This window comes from Mesorhizobium sp. WSM4887 (assembly GCF_029625865.1).
In the GTDB taxonomy this organism is placed as follows: domain Bacteria; phylum Pseudomonadota; class Alphaproteobacteria; order Rhizobiales; family Rhizobiaceae; genus Mesorhizobium.
On sequence record NZ_JARTVP010000003.1, the window covers coordinates 653,812 to 673,720 of the forward strand.

16 protein-coding genes and 1 pseudogene are annotated in these 19,909 nt (G+C 63.7%); 11 read left to right on the forward strand and 6 right to left on the reverse strand.

The features are described from left to right. Positions 1-241 precede the first annotated feature (241 nt). From P9230_RS16770 to P9230_RS16780, 3 genes are read right to left on the reverse strand one after another with little or no spacing between them, the layout of a single operon-like run. Complete coding sequence (locus P9230_RS16770; protein ID WP_278120001.1) at positions 242-1,279, reverse strand: phosphotransferase; 1,038 nt, start codon at positions 1,277-1,279, stop codon at positions 242-244. Beyond that, a complete protein-coding gene (locus P9230_RS16775; RefSeq protein ID WP_277816115.1) occupies positions 1,276-1,761 on the reverse strand; it encodes a MaoC family dehydratase in 486 nt (161 codons plus the stop codon). Before P9230_RS16775 ends, P9230_RS16770 begins: the two co-directional genes overlap by 4 nt. A gap of 45 nt (positions 1,762-1,806) precedes the next feature. Next, the gene (locus P9230_RS16780) at positions 1,807-2,622 is read right to left on the reverse strand and encodes an SDR family oxidoreductase (RefSeq protein WP_278120003.1); all 816 of its coding nucleotides are present in this window, start codon (positions 2,620-2,622) and stop codon (positions 1,807-1,809) included. Positions 2,623-2,736: 114 nt separating this feature from the next. Between P9230_RS16780 and P9230_RS16785 the strand changes: the two genes are divergently transcribed. From P9230_RS16785 to P9230_RS16795, 3 genes and pseudogenes are all read left to right on the forward strand, one after another. Further along, positions 2,737-3,978, forward strand: a complete 1,242-nt coding sequence (locus P9230_RS16785; RefSeq protein WP_278053892.1) for an acyl-CoA dehydrogenase family protein — start codon at positions 2,737-2,739, stop codon at positions 3,976-3,978. A gap of 5 nt (positions 3,979-3,983) precedes the next feature. Continuing rightward, positions 3,984-5,020, forward strand: a pseudogene (locus tag P9230_RS16790) (zinc-binding dehydrogenase). Positions 5,021-5,256: 236 nt separating this feature from the next. Next, entirely contained in the window at positions 5,257-5,541 is a 285-nt protein-coding gene (locus P9230_RS16795; RefSeq protein ID WP_278120007.1) for a hypothetical protein, read from the forward strand. Positions 5,542-5,568: 27 nt separating this feature from the next. On the opposite strand, the gene P9230_RS16800 is transcribed toward P9230_RS16795, so the two are convergent. The 3 genes from P9230_RS16800 to P9230_RS16810 form a co-directional block, all read right to left on the reverse strand. Then, positions 5,569-8,700: an efflux RND transporter permease subunit gene (locus P9230_RS16800; protein WP_278120008.1), complete on the reverse strand. Its 3,132-nt coding sequence runs from the start codon at positions 8,698-8,700 to the stop codon at positions 5,569-5,571. Beyond that, entirely contained in the window at positions 8,697-9,854 is a 1,158-nt protein-coding gene (locus P9230_RS16805; RefSeq protein WP_278120010.1) for an efflux RND transporter periplasmic adaptor subunit, read from the reverse strand. The genes P9230_RS16800 and P9230_RS16805 overlap by 4 nt, the downstream gene beginning before the upstream one ends. 246 nt (positions 9,855-10,100) lie before the next feature. After that, complete coding sequence (locus tag P9230_RS16810) at positions 10,101-10,931, reverse strand: MurR/RpiR family transcriptional regulator (protein ID WP_067002767.1); 831 nt, start codon at positions 10,929-10,931, stop codon at positions 10,101-10,103. 146 nt (positions 10,932-11,077) lie between these two features. Here P9230_RS16810 and P9230_RS16815 point away from each other — a divergent pair, with 146 nt between their 5' ends. The 8 genes from P9230_RS16815 to P9230_RS16850 all read left to right on the forward strand — a co-directional run bounded on the left by P9230_RS16815 (position 11,078) and on the right by P9230_RS16850 (position 19,771). After that, complete coding sequence (locus tag P9230_RS16815) at positions 11,078-11,896, forward strand: N-formylglutamate amidohydrolase (RefSeq protein WP_067002583.1); 819 nt, start codon at positions 11,078-11,080, stop codon at positions 11,894-11,896. 22 nt (positions 11,897-11,918) lie between these two features. Beyond that, a complete protein-coding gene (locus P9230_RS16820) occupies positions 11,919-13,475 on the forward strand; it encodes an amino acid permease (RefSeq protein WP_278120012.1) in 1,557 nt (518 codons plus the stop codon). Positions 13,476-13,562: 87 nt separating this feature from the next. After that, on the forward strand, positions 13,563-14,933 hold the full coding sequence (locus P9230_RS16825) for a glutamine synthetase family protein (RefSeq protein ID WP_067325846.1): 1,371 nt from the start codon (positions 13,563-13,565) through the stop codon (positions 14,931-14,933). A gap of 72 nt (positions 14,934-15,005) precedes the next feature. After that, a complete protein-coding gene (locus P9230_RS16830) occupies positions 15,006-15,416 on the forward strand; it encodes a hypothetical protein (RefSeq protein WP_278114874.1) in 411 nt (136 codons plus the stop codon). Next, positions 15,406-15,822, forward strand: coding sequence for a type II toxin-antitoxin system VapC family toxin (locus P9230_RS16835; RefSeq protein WP_067325851.1), 417 nt, complete (start codon positions 15,406-15,408; stop codon positions 15,820-15,822). The genes P9230_RS16830 and P9230_RS16835 overlap by 11 nt, the downstream gene beginning before the upstream one ends. Before the next feature lie 24 nt (positions 15,823-15,846). After that, on the forward strand, positions 15,847-17,232 hold the full coding sequence (locus tag P9230_RS16840) for an aldehyde dehydrogenase family protein (protein ID WP_067325854.1): 1,386 nt from the start codon (positions 15,847-15,849) through the stop codon (positions 17,230-17,232). A gap of 18 nt (positions 17,233-17,250) precedes the next feature. Continuing rightward, a complete protein-coding gene (locus tag P9230_RS16845) occupies positions 17,251-18,423 on the forward strand; it encodes an iron-containing alcohol dehydrogenase (RefSeq protein WP_067325857.1) in 1,173 nt (390 codons plus the stop codon). A 241-nt stretch (positions 18,424-18,664) separates the two neighbouring features. After that, positions 18,665-19,771, forward strand: coding sequence for an ABC transporter substrate-binding protein (locus P9230_RS16850; protein WP_067002568.1), 1,107 nt, complete (start codon positions 18,665-18,667; stop codon positions 19,769-19,771). Positions 19,772-19,909 lie beyond the last annotated feature (138 nt).

Sequence of the window (19,909 nt, forward strand, 5' to 3'; positions counted from 1 at the left end):
GGACAAGGGAGCGGCCTGGTTCCCCAAGATACGCCCTAACGCTTTGTTCCTACTTAATTCCGAACAGGAAAGCCGCTACCCACTTTTTCCGAACTAGATCGCGCTAATGCCGCCGTCCAGCGCCTGCGCATGGCCGCGAGCCCTCAGTGGCGAAGGCTTTGGCCGCGCCGCTGCCGAGACCGCCTGTCGCACCGGTGATCAGCACCGTCGCTCCATCGAAACGGCCCGTGGCTTGGCTCCCTCAACTTTTCTTGTCAATCAGTTCCACCGCCAGCGCGGCGAGCAGCTTCACCGCCTCGCCATAGGTCCTGGCCTTTTCCGGGTTGGAGGCATTGCCGTCCAGCCCGCGGCGGTAGACACCCTGGCAGATCGCCGCCAGGCGGAAGAAGGAGAAGGCGAGGAAGAAGGTCCAGTTGCCGATGCCGTCGATGCCGCGCCGGCGGCAATAGGCGGCGACATAGGCCTCCTCGGACGGCAGGCCGATCGAGGCGCGGTCGATGCCGTCTAGGCCGCGAAAGCCCGACGCATGCGGCAGCCGCCATTGCATGCATTGATAGGCGAGGTCGGCAAAAGGATGGCCAAGCGTCGACAGTTCCCAGTCGAGCACGGCGATGACCTTCGGCTCGTCCTTGGCGAAAATCATATTGTCCAATCGGTAGTCGCCATGCACCAGCGAGACCCGGCCGTCATCGGCCGGCATATGCGTCTCCAGCCAGGTCATCAGCCGATCCATAGCGGCTATGCTTTCGGTTTCGGAGGCGCGGTACTGACTTGTCCAGCGCGCGAACTGGCGCTGGAAATAGCTGCCGGGCTTGCCGAAATCGCCTAAGCCCACAGCCTCGACATCGACTTGGTGCAGGGCGGCGAGGGTCGCATTCATGGCGTCGTAGATCGCGGCACGCTCGTCATTGCCGGATGTATCCGGCAGCGACGGATCCCAGAAGATGCGCCCGTCGAGGAACTCCATGACGTAGAACATGCGGCCGATCGGCGTCATCTCGCCTGAAAGATGGAGCATGCGCGGCACCGGCACGGAGGTCGTGCTCAGCGCCTGCATGACCCGGAATTCGCGGTCGACCTGATGCGCCGATTTCAGCAACTGCCCCGGCGGCTTGGCGCGCAGCACGTAGCGGCCGCTGGCGGCGGTCAGCAGATAGGTCGGGTTCGACTGTCCGGACTTGAATTTTTCGGCCGCGCAAAGCTTGGAAAAACCAGGCACATGCGCTTCGAGATAAGGCGCAAGCGCTGCTTGGTCGAGCGCGTTGGCGTCGCCGCTCATGCGGTCTCGGGCTGGCGCTCGATCAGCGTCAGGGTCAGCCAGCGCGCGGTGAGCGCCGGCTTCTTCGATCCTTCGATCTCGATGGTGACGTCGTGCGCCGTCTGCACCCATCCCGAAGGCCGCACCTTGACGTCGGCCAGCACGAAATGGGTGCGGATGCGCGAGCCGGTCTTCACCGGCGCCAGGAAGCGCAGCGTGTCGAAGCCGTGATTGACGCCCATCTTGGTGTTTTCGATCGGCGGCATGGTCTCGAAGGTCATGGCCGACAGCAGCGACAGCGACAGGAAGCCGTGCGCGATGGTGCCGCCGAACGGCGTCTCGCGCGCGGCGCGTTCCGGATCGCAATGGATGAACTGGTGATCGTCGGTGGCGTCGGCGAACTGATCGATCATGCGCTGCGTCACCGTGCGCCAGGGCGACACGCCGACTTCCTTGCCGACGCTGGCCAGAAGCGTATCGAGACTGATCGGTTCCACGCTGATGTCCTCCGCACCCCGCCCGGATCGCGATTGCTTGAACCGGGCGTCCTACTCCTTGAACAATGTCATCCCGTGCTGCACCGACTGGCCGCCGTCGATCGGCAGGATGGCGCCGGTGACATACCTTCCGGCACGGCTGCACAAATAGAGCGTTGCGCCGGCAATGTCATCCGCCACGCCGATGCGGCCGAGCGGAACATGGCTGCCGACACGTTTCGCCTGCTCCTCCGTGGCGGTGGCAAAGGCCGTCATCCGGCTCTGGAAGGGACCGGGCGCAAAGGCGTTGACGGTGATGCGGCGGGCGGCGAATTCGATCGCCAGCGTGCGCGTCAGGTGATGCACCGCAGCCTTGGAGGCGGTGTAGGAATAGGCATCGTCGGCCAGCGGCTGCGTGCCCATCACCGAGCCCAGATTGATCACGCGGGCCGGGTCATCGTCGCTTGCTGCGGCATCGAGCAGCGGCAAAAGCTCGCGCGTCAGATGGAAGACGGCGGTGACGTTGACGCCGAACACCTTGGTCCAGGCGTGGTAGGGAAACTCTGCGAGCGGCGCGCCCCAGGAAATGCCGGCATTGTTGACCAGGATGTGCAGCCGGTCCGTTCGGACCTTCACCTCGGCAACCAGCGCGGCGATGCCCGCTTCGCTGGACACGTCGCCGGCAAACCCCTCGGCCCGACCGGAGCTGCCCTGCGCGTTGATCTCGTCGGCGACCCGCACACAGTCCTCGCCCTTGCGCGAGGCGATCATCACAGTGGCGCCGGCCTGCACCAGTCCGGTCGCCACCATGCGGCCGATGCCTGTTGCGGCACCGGTCACAAGCGCGGTCTTGCCGACGACCGAGAACAGCTTGTCGAGATAGCTCATCCTAATTCCTCCCGCGCGCCTCGTCCCGGCCGGAACCGAAGGACTCGCGTTGACAAGGCTAGCCGAAGTACGGTCATCCTTGCCACGGATAAAGAAGCGAAAGGGTCGGAACCGATGGCGGACATGAACCTCGGCATGACCGAGCGGCTGAAGCCGATCCATCAGCTCGTGGCCGCGATGGTGCGCGACGAGATCGCACCGCTCGGCGAGGAGTTTCTCGCCGAGGTCGGCAGAAACGGTGACCGCTGGACTTACACGGCCAGGCAGACTGAAATCCTCGAAGGGCTGAAGAAGACGGCGCGGGAGTGCGGGCTGTGGAACTTCTGGCTGACCGATTCCAAGCGCGGCTACGGCCTGTCGACGGTCGAATATGCCTATCTGGCGGAGGAGATGGGCAAGGCGCATCTCGGCGCAGAGACCTTCAACTGCTCGGCGCCCGATACCGGCAATATGGAAGTGCTGGAGCGCTACGGCTCGGAAGAGCACAGGCGGCAATGGCTGGAGCCGCTGCTCGAAGGGAAGATCCGCTCGGCCTATCTGATGACCGAGCCGGACGTCGCCTCATCCGATGCCACCAATATTTCGATGCGCTGCGAGCGGCAGGGCGACGACTATGTGCTTAACGGCGAGAAATGGTGGGCGTCCGGGGCCGGCGATCCGCGCTGCGCCATCTATATCGTCATGGTGAGGACCGGCTCGGACGAGGAGCCGCAGCATCGCCGGCATTCGATGATCCTGGTGCCGGCAGAGAGCGAGGGGATCACCAAGCTCCGGCCAATGCAGGTCTATGGCGACGACGACGCGCCGCATGGCCATATGCATCTAAGGTTCGAGGATGTGCGGGTGCCGGCGGCGAACCTGATCCTCGGCGAGGGCAGGGGCTTCGAGATCGCGCAGGGACGGCTTGGGCCAGGCCGCATCCATCATTGCATGCGTGCGATCGGCCAGGCCGAGATGGCGCTGGAGATGCTGTGCCAGCGTTCGGTGCGGCGCGAGGCGTTCGGCCAATCGCTGGCAAAGCTCGGCGCCAATTTCGACATCGTCGCCGAATGCCGCATGGAGATCGAGATGGCGAGGCTCCTGTGTCTGAAGGCAGCTTGGATGATCGACCAGGGCGATGCACGCGCTGCGGCCCCTTGGATCAGCCAGATCAAGGTGGTAGCGCCACGCGTCGCGCTCAAGGTCACCGACGAGGCGGTGCAGATGTTCGGCGCGCAAGGCATCAGCCAGGACACGCCGCTCGCCCGCTCGTGGACGCATCTGAGAACTCTGCGATTGGCCGACGGGCCGGACGCCGTGCACCGGCGGCAGGTGGCGCGCGCCGAGCTCAGGAAATACACCCAGGAGAAGATCTGACCGCCATGACGCTTCCATCGGAAATGCGAGGCTTGCTGCTTGTCGGCGACGGCTACAGCAAAACGCCTTCGGCCAGCGTGCCGGAGGCGATGGAGCCTTATTCGAAGCCCGGCAGCATCGCCGTGCCGGCGCCTGGTCCGACACAAGCGCTGATCAAGGTCAGTCTCGCCTCAATCAACCCGTCCGATATCGCCTTCATCACAGGGCAATACGGCCAGCCCCGTGTGCAGGGCCGGCCGGCCGGATTTGAGGGCGTCGGAATCGTGGCCTCGACTGGCGACGATCCATACGCAAAAGCCTTGCGGGCAAGCGCGTCGCCTTCGCCACCGGCGTGTCGAACTGGGGCGCCTGGGCAGAATACGCGGTCGCCGAGGCGGCTTCCTGTATTCCACTGCTCGACACGGTGCGCGACGAGGACGCCGCGGCGATGATCGTCAATCCGCTGACCGCCTTAGCCATGTTCGACATCGTCAAGCAGGAGGGTGAGAAGGCTTTCATCATGACTGCCGGCGCCAGCCAGCTCTGCAAGCTGATCATCGGGCTGGCGAAAGAGGAGGGTTTTCGGCCGATCGTCACCGTGCGCCGCGACGAGCAGATCCCGTTGCTGAAAGAGCTGGGCGCCGCCCATGCGCTCAACGAGAAGGCGGCGGATTTCGAGGCCGCGCTGCGCGAGGTTATGAAGGCGGAGCAGCCCCGCATCTTCCTGGACGCAGTCACCGGACCGCTTGCCTCGGTCATCTTCAACGTCATGCCGAAGCGCTCGCGCTGGATCGTCTATGGGAGGCTCGACGCCGAGGCGACTGTCATCCGCGAGCCCGGCCAACTGATCTTCCAGCACAAGCGCATCGAAGGCTTCTGGCTGGCCGAATGGATGCGGCAGTTCCGCGACCGGCTCGGCCCGGCGGTGCTGGAGGCGCAGAAGAGGTTTTCCGACGGGCGCTGGTCGACGGATGTGACGGCGGTGGTGCCGCTGGACGAGGCCATGGCCAGGCTGTCGGACGAGCTGGTCAAGCCGAACGGCAAGGTGTTTGTTAAGCCCTGATCAAAATAACTCGAGGTCGCGTCTATGAGGCTACGGTGGTTTGTCGGGTTCGTCCTGGTGTCAATGGCAGGTACATTTACTGCCGAGGCCGCCGACAAGTTCCCGCCCATTTGGCGCAAGTCGATGACCAATGATCCGGGTACGAACTATTTTCTCAATAAATATTCGGCCTCTTTGAATGATCCAGCATCGACCGCAATTAGAAATATCATGCTGGCGCGCGTCGTCGGCTCTGAATGCCAGTCATCGCGGCTCAGCAAGCCAAGGTCAGGGCCTATCGCGATAGCATGCTCGGCTCGCTTTCGTCGGATGCATTGAAAGCGGCTGCATTCGCAGCCGGCAGCGAATTGCGCAACTTCGACTATGAAACGCTCGCGCATCTTTGTGCCGGCATCGATTATCAGTTTGGGCCGAAAGGAGTGCTCATAGCGGGTGCCGTTTCGTCAGGCAAAGGCGAGCCAAGATATTCCTACGATCAGCGCAATCCATACATTCGGCTGCCCGAATTCACCGGCAAGTAGCTGAGCTGCCTGGCTCGTGCTCGTCCACTATTCCGCCGGCTCGACATTGGCATAGGCGGCTTGCTCGAGTTCGCGCTTCACGCGGGCTTCCTCATGCGCCTTGGGCGTGACGAAGCGGCCGAGCAAGAGATAGGCGACAGGGGTCAGGAAAAGCGTGGAGACGGTCGCCAGGCCAAGGCCGCCGACGATCACCCAACCGAGCGCCACGCGCGCCTCGGCGCCTGCGCCCGAAGCCAGCACCAGCGGCACGCCGCCGAGCACGGTGCAGATCATCGTCATCATCACCGGGCGAAGGCGAATGGTGGCGGCCTCTTCGATCGCCTCGCGCACGCCAAGCCCGCGGTCGCGCAGCTGGTTGGCAAACTCGACGATGAGGATGCCGTTCTTGGCCATGACGCCGACCAGCAGGACCAGGCCGATCTGGCTGTAGGCATTGAGACTGGTGCCCGACAAAAGCAGCGCGAAGATGGCGCAGGCGAGCCCGAGCGGCACTGTCGCCATGATGATGACGGCGCTGACGAAGCTCTCGAACTGGGCCGCCAGCACCAGAAGAATGATGACCAGCGCGAAACCGAAGATGGTCGCCATGGCGCTGTTGCTCTCGCCGAGTGTCGCCGCCTCGGCCAGCGGCACGATCCGCGCGTCCGACGGCAGCAGCGGTGTTGCGATCTCCTCGGCGCGGGTCAGCGCATCGCCGAGCGCGAAGCTGCCGCCGAGACTGGCGGTGATCGCCACCGACGGCTGCTGCTGCTCGCGAGTCAGGGACGGCGGCACGGCGCGCTCGGTCAGCGTGGCGATGGTCGACATCGGCACGAAGCGGCCGTCCGACGTTTTCAGGAAGATGTTTTCCAGATCCGTCGGATCGTTGATCGGATTGGTGGTCGAGACCAGCTTCACGCCATAGCTGCGGTCGGCGATGTAGACGTCGACGACATCGTTGCCGTCGAGCATCGCCTGCAGCGTGTCCGCAAGCCCGGTGATGTCGATGCCGAGGTCGGAGGCGCGCTCGCGGTCGATGGCAACGGCAAGCTGCGGCTGCGTAAGGTCGACGGAAAGTCGCGGTGATTGGAAGCGCGGATCCTGCCGCATTTCCTCGACGATCTGCACCGCCGCCGCGCTTAGCGCCTTGCGGTCGTTGCCGACCAGGGCGAATTGCAGGCCGCTGCCCGCGCCGCGGATGCGAAGGCTGTTGGGCTGAACCGGGAAAACGCGGACGCTTGGCACCTGCTTTGTCACGCGGCTGATCTCGGCCATGATCTCCTGCTGGCTGCGCGTCCGCTCGGCCCACGGCGCCAGCGTCATCACCATGAAGCCGCTATTGTAGGCGCCGTTGTTGCCGGCATTCGCGAAGGTGCTGCGGATCTCGCCGGAATCGCGCAAAGGCTGGATCAGCCGCTCGATCTTGCGCATCTGCTCGGTCGTGTAGTCGAGGCTGACTCCTTGCGGCGCGTTGATGCGCAGCAAAACGACGGCGCGGTCTTCGGTCGGCGTCAGCTCCTGACGTATCGTGCCGAACAAAGTGAAGGCGGTGCCAGCGAAGAGCATAGCGACGAGCACTACGATCCAGGGGGCGCCGAGGCAGGCATGCAGGCAGCGCTTGTAGAGCCGATGCAATGCGCCGCCGATGCGAGCGCCCACGCCGCTGCCACCTTCGTGGTGAAGAGAGGCGCTGGTCAGCATGCGCGAGGCGAGCATCGGGCAGAGCGTCAGCGCCACGACGCAGGAGAGCAGTACCGACATCGCCAGCACGAAGCCGAACTCGCGAAAGAGCCCGCCGGTCTGTCCCGGCAGGAAGGAGATCGGCACGAAGACGGCGACCAGGGTCAGCGTCGTGGCAACGACGGCGAAGAAGACTTCCTGGGTGCCGAGCACGGCGGCCGCTCGCGGCCCCATGCCCTCGTTGCGGCGGCGCACGATATTTTCGAGCACGACGATGGCGTCGTCGACGACGAGGCCCGTCGCCAGAACCAGCGCCAGCAGCGTCAGGATGTTGATGGAAAAGCCGGCGAGGTAGATCGCGGCGATGGTGCCGATCATGGCGACCGGCATCGACAGGCCCGGGATCAGCGTCGCGCGCCAGTCGAGCAGGAAGGCGTAGATGACGATCAGCACGATCGAGACGGAAAGCGCGAGCGCGATCTCAACCTCGTGCACAGCGCCGTTGACGAAGACGGCATCGTCGCTGGTGACCTTGATCGACATGCCTTGCGGAAGGTTTGCCTGGAGCTTCTCCACGGCGGCCCTGACGCCGGTCGATATATCGAGCGTGTTCGATTCCGCCTGGCGGATGATGCCGAGGCCGATGCCGGTTTTGCCGTCGGAGCGCAATGAGGTCTGGCCGATGTCGGGGCCGAGCGTCACGGTGGCGACGTCGCGGATGCGCGTCGCGCCGCCGATGACGATGCTCTCGAATTCCTCCGGCGTGGTCACGTCGGCCGTCGTGCGCACGACGAGGTCCTGGTTTGTGGTGGTGATCGAGCCGGCCGGGGAATCGAAGGCGACGGAGGCGAGCGCCTTGCGCAAATCCGCCACGGTGAAGCCGTGGCTTGCCAGCTTGTTCTGGTCGACGTCGATGCGGAAGATTTTGTCGCGGTCGCCGGATACCTGGACGTCGGCGACCCCTGGAACGGCGGCGAGCTCGTCCTCAATGCGGTCCTGGACCAGCACCGTCATGTCTTGCACCGACATGGTGTCGGACGTGACCGCCAGCCGCATCACCGGGTCGGAATTGGCGTCGGCCTTGACGATGCGCGGCGCATCGGCGGTCTCGGGCAGTTGGTTGGTGATGCGGCTGACGGAATCGCGGACATCGGAGGCGGCTACATTGAGATCGACGCCGTCGTTGAACTCGATGGTGACGCGGCTCTGGCCGAAAGATGAAGTCGACGAGATCGACTTGACACCCGAGACGCGCGCGACGGCGCCCTCGATCGGGTCGGTCAACTCGCGGTCGACGGTTTCGGCGGCCGCGCCCTCGAAGGTGGTGTTGACGGTGATGACCGGGCGGTCGACATCCGGCAGTTCGCGGATTTCGACGCCCCAGAAGGCTGCGAGGCCGGCGACCGCGATGAGCGTGTTGAGCACGAAGGCCATGACCGGCCTGCGGATGAAGAGCGCGGTCAGGCCCGATCCCGCGGTCTGGTCGCCGGTGGCGCTCATGAGCCTTCGGCCGCGGTGGCGCGGTCCTCGCCGGCGATCCGGACGTCGCCGCCTTCGCTGACACTCTCCGTGCCTTCGGTCACCACCATGTCACCGCTCTCGACGGGAGCATCGATCAGCACCGTCTCGGTGTTGCGCTGGATGATGCGCACCGGCACGCGCTTTGCCTTGCCGTTTTCGACGGTCCAGATATAGGCGCCGTCGGTGCCCCACTGGATGGCCAGTGGGCTGACGGCCGGATAGGTGTCGCCGGGAAATTTCATGGCGATCTGGAACGACATGCCGGCGCGCAGCGAATCCGCCGGGTTGGCGATCGTCGCCTTGACGAGCAGCGTGCGGCTGTTCTCGTCGATATGGTTGTCGATGGCCGAAACCGTGCCGGAATAGACGTGGTTGGGGTTGGCCAGCGGCGTGGCTGACAATCGCTGTCCGACCTTTACAGCGGCGGAAAAACGCTCCGGCACCCAGAAATCGACCAATATGCTCGAGCGGTCGTCAAGCGTGGCGATCGCCGACTGGCTGGTGACATAGTTGCCGGCGGCGATCGGCAGGATACCGACAGTGCCTTCGATAGGCGCGACGACAGAGCGGCGCTCGAGCGCGAGCTCGGCATCGCGCAGCGCCAGCTTGGCATTGGCGAGCGCCACCTCGGCATCCGCGACGGCAACTTGCGTGGCGGCATTGGAGGCTCGCAGCGACTTGACCCGATCGAGCTTCGCCTGGGCGTCGTCGAGCGCGACCTTGGCACGGTCGCGCGCAATCACTTCCGTCTCCGAATCGAGCCTGGCGATGACATCGCCTTTTTCGACATGGGTGCCGGACTGCACCGGCAGTTCGGTGAGGCGGCCGGAAGAGTATGGATTGACAGTGACTGTCGCATTGGCGCGGCCGGTCCCGATCGCCTGAAGCCTGTCGTTGATGGTGGCGGTGCCGGCAGGGGAGGCGACAATGGTCACGATCTGGCCGGCGCGATTGCGACCGGACCGGACAGAACCGCTCTCGATGCTTCCCGTGGCGGGGGGCGTCGCCGCAATCGCCCAGTCCATACCCCAGCGTGCCAATACCTCAGGCGCGCCGGGATAGAAGCGCGCCCAGGCGGCCGCAGCGGCAACCACGATCACCAGCGCAAGAACAATCTGTTTCCAGCTCGACATTGACACTCCAGCGGCAGAATCGTCCGCCGGTTCCAAGTGGAAGCAGGCTGAGCGACGATACGGCGTGAGAGCGATACCGGCCACGCCACATCATAATATCAGCGTTTTATGGCAATTATCACGCAAACGTGCACATTAAATCTCGGTAACGTGAAGCGGGATCATCGCTTCGGTCCCACCTTTTGCCGCAATTTGGGGGACGCCGGCCGCCATTCGGTTAAAGGAAAACCGAACGGACGGAACTGCCTAGCGCAGGCTCTCCAGGTCGCGGATGCGCTTGGCGCCGGCGGCTTCGAGCTGCCTCGTGACCGCGCCGATTAGCGTTTCGGCGACGACAAAGAGGGCGGCGGACGAATCCCAGGCCGAAGGCACGGCGGTACGCCCGGCGATCACATGGCGGGCGAAGCGGGCGATCGGCGAGAGCCACTGATCGGTGAAGAGCACGATTTGGACGCCGCGCTGGTGCGCCTTCTCGGCAAAGCGGAGCAGACTTTCCTGGTAGCGCCTGATGTCGAAGATAACCAGGACGTCGCGCTTGCCCATGTCAATCAGCCGGTCGCGCCAGATGCTCTCCTGGCCGGCGAGGTGGTAGACGTCTGGCTGGATGATGGCGAGATGGGCTGCCATGTAGCGCGCGAGCGGATCGGTGAAGCGGCCGCCGATCAGAAAGGTCTTGCCGCGGCGCTCGGCAAGCCGTGCGGCAATGTCGGCCAACTGCTTGTCGGTAAGGTGCCGGAACGTCTCGCGCATGTTGTCGAGCGTCGCCTCCAGCATCGGCGAAACGGCGCCGCCATTGGCGGGCGACGCCGAGTTGAGCGTGCGAGAGGCCGGCGACTGCAATTGCGCGGCCAGTTCATCCTGCAGCGCCGACTGGAATTCGGGATAGTTCTGGAAACCTAACCTCGCGACGAAACGCAGAATCGTCGGTGAGGAGACTCCCGCCGCGGTCGAGAACTCGGCCACGGTCTTCAGCCCGGTCAGCGGATAGTTGGCAATCAGCGTCTGTGCGGCGCGGCGCTCGCCTGCCGGCATCGTGCCGATGCGGTCCGAAATCAGTTCGGCAATACTGGAGATCATCGTTTTCCCCACCCTTTGACCCGGTCGCCGCCGTTTTCGGAATTCCGCGTTTGACAAAGCCGCGTAAACTGTATGAAATCATTCACAGGGGCGCAATGAGGCAAATTACGTAACATAAGATACAGCGCTCCCGAGGGGACGGCAGTATGGAGAAAGCACGGCGCGCCAGCCTTGCACCGTCTGAGACCGTGAGGGTGACCAACCCCGGCGGCTCGAGCCCCTTCGTCCTCACCTGCGATCACGCCTCGAACTTCCTGCCCGCCGAATTCGGAACGCTCGGGCTGCCCGCCGAGGATCTCTCCCGGCATATCGCCTGGGATCCGGGCGCGCTGCCGGTCGCCAGCCGGATGGCCGACGCGCTCGACGCCACGCTGGTCGAAACCCGCATCTCGCGCCTGGTGATCGACTGCAACCGCCCGCTCGACGCGCCGGACCTCGTGCCGCCGGTCAGCGAGGCGACGGCCATTCCGGGCAATTCGAATCTCTCCGGCAAGCAGCGCGCGGAGCGGATCGATCTCGCGTGGCGTCCGTTCCACGACACGATCGCTGAAATCATCGAGCAGCGGCTGGCGCTCGGCCAGGAAACGCGCCTGGTGTCGGTGCACTCCTTCACGCCGGTCTATAAGGGCAGGACCCGTCCCTGGCATATCGGCATCATCCATGACGACGATCGCCGGCTCGCCGCGCCGCTGATATCGGCGCTCAAGCGGCTCTCCGGCGTCACCGTTGGCGTCAACGAACCCTATTCGCCGGCCGACCGCGTCTATTTCACGCTGGAACGGCACGCGCGCTCGCGCGGCCTTGCCTGCGCGATGATCGAAATCCGTAACGACGAGATCTCCGGCGAGACCGGGCAGCGGAAATGGGCGGATCTGCTCACAGGCATATTCTCGAATCTGGAGCCCGAGGAGGCCAGGGGCTCCCGACAACGCGCAATGGGAAAGTCAGTACAGTCGGCCAGCTAAGAAACCACAGGGGACTTCCAACATGGCAGCAAATGACTACACCGAAGTCGACAAGGCTGAGGACATACAAGTCCTCCACAGCATGGGCTATGCCCAGGAACTGGAGCGACGCCTCAGCCGCTTCTCGAATTTCGCGGTTTCCTTCTCCATCATCTGCATCCTGTCCGGCGGCATCAACTCGCTGGCGCAGGCGACCTCCGGCGCCGGCGGCATCGCCATCGGCATCGGCTGGCTGGTGGGCTGTTTCGTGTCGCTCACCTTCGCGGTCGCCATGTCGCAGATCAGCTCGGCCTATCCGACGGCCGGCGGCCTCTATCACTGGGGCTCGATCCTCGGCAATCGCGGCACCGGCTGGGTTACCGCCTGGCTCAACCTGCTTGGCCTGATCACCGTGCTCGGCGCCATCAATGTCGGCACCTGGACTTTCTTCGTCGGCGCTTTCGGGCCGGCGCTGGGCATTGAAAACAACCTGACCACCCAGACGATCTTCCTGGTCATCATCACCGGCGCGCAGGCGCTGATCAACCATCTGGGCATCAAGCTGACGGCAAAGCTCACCGACTTTTCGGGCTATCTGATCTTCTTCGGCTCGATCCTGATCGCGGTGGTCTGCCTGCTCTCGGCCGAGACCTGGGACTTCAGCCGCCTCTTCACCTTCCACAACTACTCAGGCGATGCCGGAGGTGGCGTGTGGCCGCAGGTCTCGAACGCCTGGGTCTTCGCGCTGGGCCTCCTGCTGCCGATCTATACGATCACCGGCTATGACGCCTCGGCGCACACGTCGGAGGAAACCATCAAGGCGGCTTCTTCCGTGCCGCGCGCGATGGTCATGTCGGTCATCTGGTCGGCGCTGTTCGGCTACCTGTTCCTGGCTGCCTTCGTGTTGATGATCCCGAACATGGACGAGGCCGCCAAGCAGGGCTGGAACGTGTTCTTCTGGGCCTTCGACCAGCGCGTCGGAACCGGACTGAAGGAGTTCGTCTATCTCGTCGTGTTCCTGGCACAGCTGCTGTGCGGCCTTGCCACCGTCACTTCGGCCTCGCGCATGATCTTCGCCTTCTCGCGTGACGGCGGCCTGCCCGGCTCGGCAGCGCTTTCCAAGGTCAGCCCGACCTATCGCACGCCCGTGGCGGCGATCTGGACAGCCTCGATCCTGTCGGTGCTGTTCGTGTGGGGCTCGTCGGTGGTCTCGGTCGCTGGCACCTCGGCCTACACGATCGTGGTGTCCTGCACCGTCATCTTCCTGTTCCTCTCCTTCACCGTGCCGATCGTGCTCGGCATGATGGCCTGGGGGACGCCGAAGTGGGACAAGATGGGGCCGTGGAACATGGGCCGCGGCATCTTCATGCTGTTCGGTCTGCTCTCGATCGTGTCGATGATCCTGATCTTCGTCATCGGCATCCAGCCGCCGAACGACTGGGCGCTCTACATCACCGTCGGCTTCTTCATCCTGACGGCGGTCGTCTGGTTCGCCTTCGAGCGCAACCGCTTCCAGGGGCCGCCGCTCGGCGACATTATCGCGGCGCGCCAGGCGGCGATCAAGGCGGCAGAGCAGGCGGTCGGCGAGACCGGCCACTGATATCGAACATCATCGCTCTGGCCGGCGTCACGCCGGCCAGGGCTTCGTTTCTCCCTTTCAATCGACAAGTGTTGGAGTGCCAAAGGAATGGCCGGGAATTTCTCGTTCGATCAGTTGAAGAAAGCGGTCTCGAACGGCGAGGTCGACACGGTGCTGGCCTGCATCGTCGACATGCAGGGCCGGCTCGCGGGGAAGCGCTTCCTGGCCCAGTATTTCGTCGATTCCGCGCATGGCGAGACGCATGGCTGCAACTATCTGCTGGCCTGCGACATCGATATGGAGCCGGTGCCAGGCTACAAGGCGGCGAGCTGGTCGAAGGGTTATGGCGACTTTGTCATGAAACCCGACCTGTCGACGTTGCGGCGCGTCCCATGGCTGGAGAAGACGGCGCTGGTCATCTGCGACGTGCTCGATCATCACGACCATGAGGACCTCGCGCATTCGCCGCGCGCGATCCTGAAGAAGCAGGTCAAGCGCCTGAGCGAGCGCGGCTATATCGGCTACTTCGCCTCCGAGCTCGAATTCTACCTGTTCAGCGAAACCTATGAATCGGCGCGCAGGAAGCACTGGCAAGGGCTCGACAGCGCTTCGCCCTATATCGGCGACTACCAGATCGGCATCACCACCAAGGAAGAAGGCGTCATGCGCCGGCTCCGCAACGAGATGGAGGCAGCCGGTATCCCGATCGAAAATTCCAAGGGCGAGTGGGGTCCGGGCCAGGAAGAGATCAATGTGCGCTATGCCGAAGCACTGGAGATGGCGGATCGCCACGTCATCCTGAAGAACGGCGCCAAGGAGATCGCCGATTCCGAAGGCAAGGCCATCTCCTTCATGGCCAAGTACAATTACGGGCTCGCCGGCAATTCCAGCCACATCCATAATTCGCTGTGGAGCGCCGACGGCGGGACGCCGCTGTTCTTCGACAAAAACGCCGAATGGACGCTGTCGAGCCTCGGTCAGCAATGGGCGGCCGGCCAGCTCAAATACGCCAAGGAGTTCACCTGGTTCCTGGCGCCGTACATCAACTCCTACAAGCGCTTCCAGGCCGGCACCTTCGCGCCGACCAAGATCATGTGGAGCGAGGACAACCGCACGGCGGGATTCCGGCTGTGCGGCGAGGGTACCAAAGGCATCCGCATGGAATGCCGCATCGGCGGCGCCGATCTCAACCCCTATCTCGCCTTCGCCGCGCTGATCGCGGCCGGTCTCGCCGGCATCGACGAGAAGCTGGAGCTGCAGAAGCCGTTTGTCGGCGACGCCTATCAGGCGTCTCAACTGCCGGAAATCCCGAAGACGCTGCGCGATGCCACCGAGACGCTGGAAGCCTCCACGATGCTGAAGCAGGCCTTCGGCGAGGAGGTGATCGAGCACTATGTCCACACCGCCCGCTGGGAGCAGTTCGAATACGACCGCCGCATCACGGATTGGGAACTGCACCGGGGGTTTGAACGCTACTAAAGCTGTAGTCGAACGTTTGACTGAACCTAACTAAAGCTGTAGTCTTAGCTGGTTGAGTTCGGGAGCGTGAGAATGGGAAAGTATTCGCCTTTGCGTTCGTATCTTATGGCTCAAACCGGCGAGCGGGTTCCGATGTCGTTCAGCGACATCGAGAAGCTGCTTGGCGAAAAGCTACCGGCGTCCAAGCAGTATCCTGCTTGGTGGAGCAATAACCCCAGCAACAATCCAATGACAAAGGAGTGGCTGGCTGCGGGGTTCCAGACTGAGTCCGTCAATATAGCGGGCGAAAATCTGGTCTTTCGGCGCGTTCAGCCAGGTTCCGGCACTTCAAAGGGGTTCGGCGAATCGGCTCAGGCCGAGATCGGCGGGACACCGACACGGCACCCGATCTTCGGCTGCATGAAGGGAACGCTTACTATCCTCCCAGAGGTCGATCTGACGGAGCCTGTCGAGCAGTATTGGGGCAAGGTCTATGAAGACTGAGAACCTTCTGTTGGACACTTGCGCGGTCATCTGGATTTCGCAGGACGAACCGATAGCCGATGCGGCGACAACGGCTATCAGCAAGGCTCCTCAGTCCGGCACGCTGAACGTATCGGTCATGTCGGCATGGGAGATGGGCATGCTGGTGTCGAAGGGCAGGTTGCCGTCCACGAAGACGCCCGACCGTTGGTTCGACGAGTTCGTTGAGGCGGCGGCCGTCACAGTGGAAGGGGTGACGCCACGTATTCTCATAGCGGCCTCCTACCTCCCAGGTGTCGTTCACAGCGATCCAATGGATCGAATTCTGATAGCGACCGCGCGGGAGCGCGATTTGACTATCGTAACCCGTGACAAGGCCATTTTGGCCTATGCCGCGCAGGGTCATGTCAGAGCCATCGCCTGCTGAAAGAGTCAATTTGGAGACGTCTTCTTGGATACCGTAAAACTCAAATCACCCATCGACGGCTCGATCTACGCCGAGCGGCCGGTCGCGACGGATCAGGCGATCAATGCGGCGGTAGAGCGCGCCAGGGCGGCGCAGGAGAAATGGGCCGAGACACCGGTCGCCGAGCGCGGCAAGTACATGCTGGCGATGCTGGAAGCGCTGGTCGGCATCAGCGACGAGATCGTGCCCGAGATCGCCTGGCAGATGGGGCGGCCGGTGCGCTATGGCGGCGAGTTCGGCGGCGTCAAGGAACGCACCAGCTACATGGTCGAGATCGCGGAAGCTGCGCTGAAGCCGATCATGGCCTCCAATCCGAAGGACGGCTTTCGCCGCTATGTCAAGAAGGTGCCGCTCGGCGTCGTGCTGGTGATCGCGCCGTGGAACTATCCTTATCTCACCGCGGTCAACACGATCGTGCCGGCGCTGATGGCCGGAAGCGCGGTCATCCTCAAGCATGCGGCGCAGACGCTGCTGGTCGGCGAGCGCTTCCAGCAGGCGTTCGACAAGGCGGGCCTGCCGAAAGGCCTGTTCCAGAATCTGGTCATGAACCACGACCAGACCGAAAGGCTGCTCGGCTCGGGCAAGATCGATCATGTCAACTTCACCGGCTCGGTCGCCGGCGGCCGCGCCATCGAGAAGGCCGCGGCCGGCACCTTCATGACGCTCGGCCTCGAGCTCGGCGGCAAGGATCCGGCCTATGTCCTTCCCGACGCCAAAATGGACCATGCGGTCGCCAATTTGGTCGACGGCGCCTTCTACAATTCCGGCCAATGCTGCTGCGGCATCGAGCGCGTCTATGTGCACGAAAAGGTCTATGACGAGTTCGTCGAAGGTTTTGTCGCCGAGACCAGGAACTATGTCGTCGGCAATCCGCTGGAGCAGGCGACGACCATGGGTCCGATGGCGCAGGCACGCTTCGCCGACCTGATCCGCGAGCAGAAGGCAGAGGCGCTGCGCAAGGGCGCCAAGGCGCACATCGCCATGAAGGTGGAAAACGACAGGCCGGGCTCGCCCTATCTGGCGCCGGAAGTGCTGACCGGTGTCGACCACCAGATGAGCGTCATGCGCGAGGAAAGCTTCGGGCCGATCGTCGGCATCATGAAGGTGCGCGACGACGAGGAAGCCATCGCGCTGATGAACGACAGCCCCTATGGGCTGACGGCCTCGATCTGGACGCGCGACACCGAGCGCGCCGTGGCGATCGGCGACCGGGTCCAGACAGGCACCGTGTTCATGAACCGCTGCGACTATCTCGATCCGGCGCTGGTCTGGACCGGCGTCAAGGACACCGGCAAGGGCGCGGCGCTGTCCGCCATCGGCTACGACAACCTGACCCGGCCGAAATCCTATCACCTGCGCGAAGCGATCTGATTTTTCGAAAGACAATCCATGTCCAAGCTCACCTCCAAATGGAACTACCCCACCACCGTCCGCTTCGGCGCGGGGCGCATCAAGGAACTGCCGGACGCGCTGGCTGCGGCAGGCATCAAGCGCCCGCTTTTCGTCACCGACCCGGGGCTGGCGAAGCTGCCCGTCGTCGCTTCGACGCTGAAGATCCTCGACGATGCCAAGGTGCCTTATGGCGTCTTTTCCGAGGTGAAGCCGAACCCGGTCGAGTCCAACCTGACCGCCGGCATCGCCGTTTTCAAGAACGGCAAGCATGACGGGGTCGTCGCTTTCGGCGGCGGCTCGGCGCTCGACCTCGGCAAGCTGATCGCCTTCCAGGCCGGGCAGACGCGTCCGGTATGGGATTTCGAGGACATCGGCGACTGGTGGGCGCGCGCCAACTCGGATGCGATCGCGCCGATCATCGCGGTGCCGACCACGGCGGGCACCGGTTCCGAGGTCGGCCGCGCCGGCGTCATCACCAATGAAGAGACCCACACCAAGAAAGTCATTTTCCACCCCAAGCTTCTGCCGGCGATCGTGATTGCCGATCCGGAGCTGTCGGTCGGCATGCCGCCCTTCATCACGGCCGGCACCGGCATGGACGCGCTCGCCCACTGCCTCGAAGCCTATTGCGCGCCGGGCTATCATCCGATGGCCGACGGCATCGCCGTGGAAGGCATCCGGCTGGTGTTCGAGAACCTGCCCAAGGCCTTCGCCAACGGCAAGGATCTGGTCGCCCGCGCGAATATGATGAGCGCGGCCGCGATGGGCGCGGCCGCCTTCCAGAAAGGGCTGGGCGCCATCCACTCTCTGTCGCATCCGATCGGCGCGCTCTACGACACGCATCACGGCATGACCAATGCGGTGTTCATGCCCTATGTCCTCGCCTTCAACCGCGATGCGATCGAGGATCGCATCGCGCGGCTCGCCGCCTATTGCGGCATCAAGGGCGGCTTCGATGGCTTCGCAAAAGCCGTCATTAAATTGCGCAAGGAGCTCAAGGTGCCGCATGCGCTGCCCGGCCTGATCAAGGGCCTCGACATGGACAAGAACCGCAAGACACTGATCGCCGACATGGCGGTGGTCGATCCGACCGCCGGCGGCAATCCGGTCAAGCTCACCAAGAAAGGGGCGCTTGCTCTGCTCGAAAATGCCATCGTAGGGTCTGTGTAAACCAATTTGCAGCGGAAAGTTGATCTGGAAACGAGGGGAAAGGAAAGGGCAACGGGCGGAATGCAAGGAGGAGAATAATTAGCCGGAAAAAGAATCGCGAAGCGATTGCTACAGCCGGTTAAAGAGAGTTTACTTTTTCGTGTTGCGGGGTGCCGCTTTCACAAAGCTTTCATCTGGCTGTCACACGAAAACGATACCGCATCGCAGGCGTCCAATGGCGTCAGTTCAACGGAGAGAACACATGTTCAAATTCACGGGGAAAGTGCTTTCCCTTTCGGCCGCGGCGCTGTTTGCGTCGACGGTGATTTCGTCCGCCGACGCGATGGACGATCTCGTCAAGGCGGCGAAAGCCGAGGGCCAGCTCACCACCATCGCGCTGCCGCACGACTGGTGCGGCTATGGCGACGTCATCGCCGGCTTCAAGGCGAAGTATCCGGAGATCACCGTCAACGAGCTCAACCCGGATGCAGGCTCCGGCGATGAGATCGAGGCGATCAAAGCGAACAAGGACAACAAGGGCCCGCAGGCACCTGACGTCATCGACGTCGGCCTGTCCTTCGGTCCGTCCGCCAAGAAGGACGGCCTGATCCAGCCTTATAAAGTCTCGACCTGGGATTCTATTCCGGACAGCGCCAAGGACGCTGACGGCTACTGGACAGGCGACTATTATGGCGTGCTCTCGTTCCAGGTGAACAAGGATCTGGTCAAAGAATCGCCGACCGACTGGGCCGACCTGCTGAAGCCTGAATTCGCCAACTCGGTTGCCCTTGCCGGCGATCCGCGCGCTTCGAACCAGGCTATCCAGGCCGTCTACGCCGCCGGCCTTGCCAGCGGCGCTGCCGCTGGCGAAGCCGCAGGCACTGCTGGGCTCGAGTTTTTCAAGAAGCTCAATGCCGCCGGCAACTTCGTGCCGGTCATCGGCAAAACCGCGACGCTCGCCCAGGGCCAGACGCCGATCCTCGTCACCTGGGACTACAACGCGCTCTCCGGTCGCGACACGCTGAAGGGCAATCCCCCCGTTGACGTCATTGTGCCGAAGACCGGCGTTGTCGCCGGCGTTTACGTGCAGGCGATCAGCGCTTACGCGCCGCATCCGAATGCGGCCAAGCTTTGGCTGGAATATCTGTACTCCGACGAAGGCCAGATCGGCTGGCTGAAGGGCTATTGCCACCCGATCCGCTTCAACGATCTCGCCAAGAACGGCAAGGTTCCGGCGGATATGCTGGCGAAGATGCCTCCGGCCGAGTCCTATGCGGCCGCGGTGTTTCCGACGCTCGATGAACAGGGCAAGGCGAAAGAAGCCATCACCAAGAACTGGGACGCCGTTGTCGGCGCCAATGTGAAGTAAGCATCAATATGGTCCGGGGGGGGCGCGGGGGGGGCGGGGGGGGGGGCCCCCCCCGCGCGCGGCCCGCCCCCCCCCCCCCCCCCCCCCCCCCCCCCCCCCCCCCCCCCCCCCCCCCCCCCCCCCCCCCCCCCCCCCCCC

Coding starts and splice junctions, on each gene's coding strand:
- P9230_RS16785 (WP_278053892.1), top strand. CDS start 2,737: ATGGCGGACATGAACCTCGGCATGACCGAGCGGCTGAAGCCGATCCAT.
- P9230_RS16850 (WP_067002568.1), top strand. CDS start 18,665: ATGTTCAAATTCACGGGGAAAGTGCTTTCCCTTTCGGCCGCGGCGCTG.
- P9230_RS16835 (WP_067325851.1), top strand. CDS start 15,406: ATGAAGACTGAGAACCTTCTGTTGGACACTTGCGCGGTCATCTGGATT.
- P9230_RS16805 (WP_278120010.1), bottom strand. CDS start 9,854: ATGTCGAGCTGGAAACAGATTGTTCTTGCGCTGGTGATCGTGGTTGCC.
- P9230_RS16795 (WP_278120007.1), top strand. CDS start 5,257: ATGCCAGTCATCGCGGCTCAGCAAGCCAAGGTCAGGGCCTATCGCGAT.
- P9230_RS16780 (WP_278120003.1), bottom strand. CDS start 2,622: ATGAGCTATCTCGACAAGCTGTTCTCGGTCGTCGGCAAGACCGCGCTT.
- P9230_RS16800 (WP_278120008.1), bottom strand. CDS start 8,700: ATGAGCGCCACCGGCGACCAGACCGCGGGATCGGGCCTGACCGCGCTC.
- P9230_RS16830 (WP_278114874.1), top strand. CDS start 15,006: ATGGGAAAGTATTCGCCTTTGCGTTCGTATCTTATGGCTCAAACCGGC.
- P9230_RS16770 (WP_278120001.1), bottom strand. CDS start 1,279: ATGAGCGGCGACGCCAACGCGCTCGACCAAGCAGCGCTTGCGCCTTAT.
- P9230_RS16815 (WP_067002583.1), top strand. CDS start 11,078: ATGGAGAAAGCACGGCGCGCCAGCCTTGCACCGTCTGAGACCGTGAGG.
- P9230_RS16825 (WP_067325846.1), top strand. CDS start 13,563: ATGGCCGGGAATTTCTCGTTCGATCAGTTGAAGAAAGCGGTCTCGAAC.
- P9230_RS16820 (WP_278120012.1), top strand. CDS start 11,919: ATGGCAGCAAATGACTACACCGAAGTCGACAAGGCTGAGGACATACAA.
- P9230_RS16810 (WP_067002767.1), bottom strand. CDS start 10,931: ATGATCTCCAGTATTGCCGAACTGATTTCGGACCGCATCGGCACGATG.
- P9230_RS16845 (WP_067325857.1), top strand. CDS start 17,251: ATGTCCAAGCTCACCTCCAAATGGAACTACCCCACCACCGTCCGCTTC.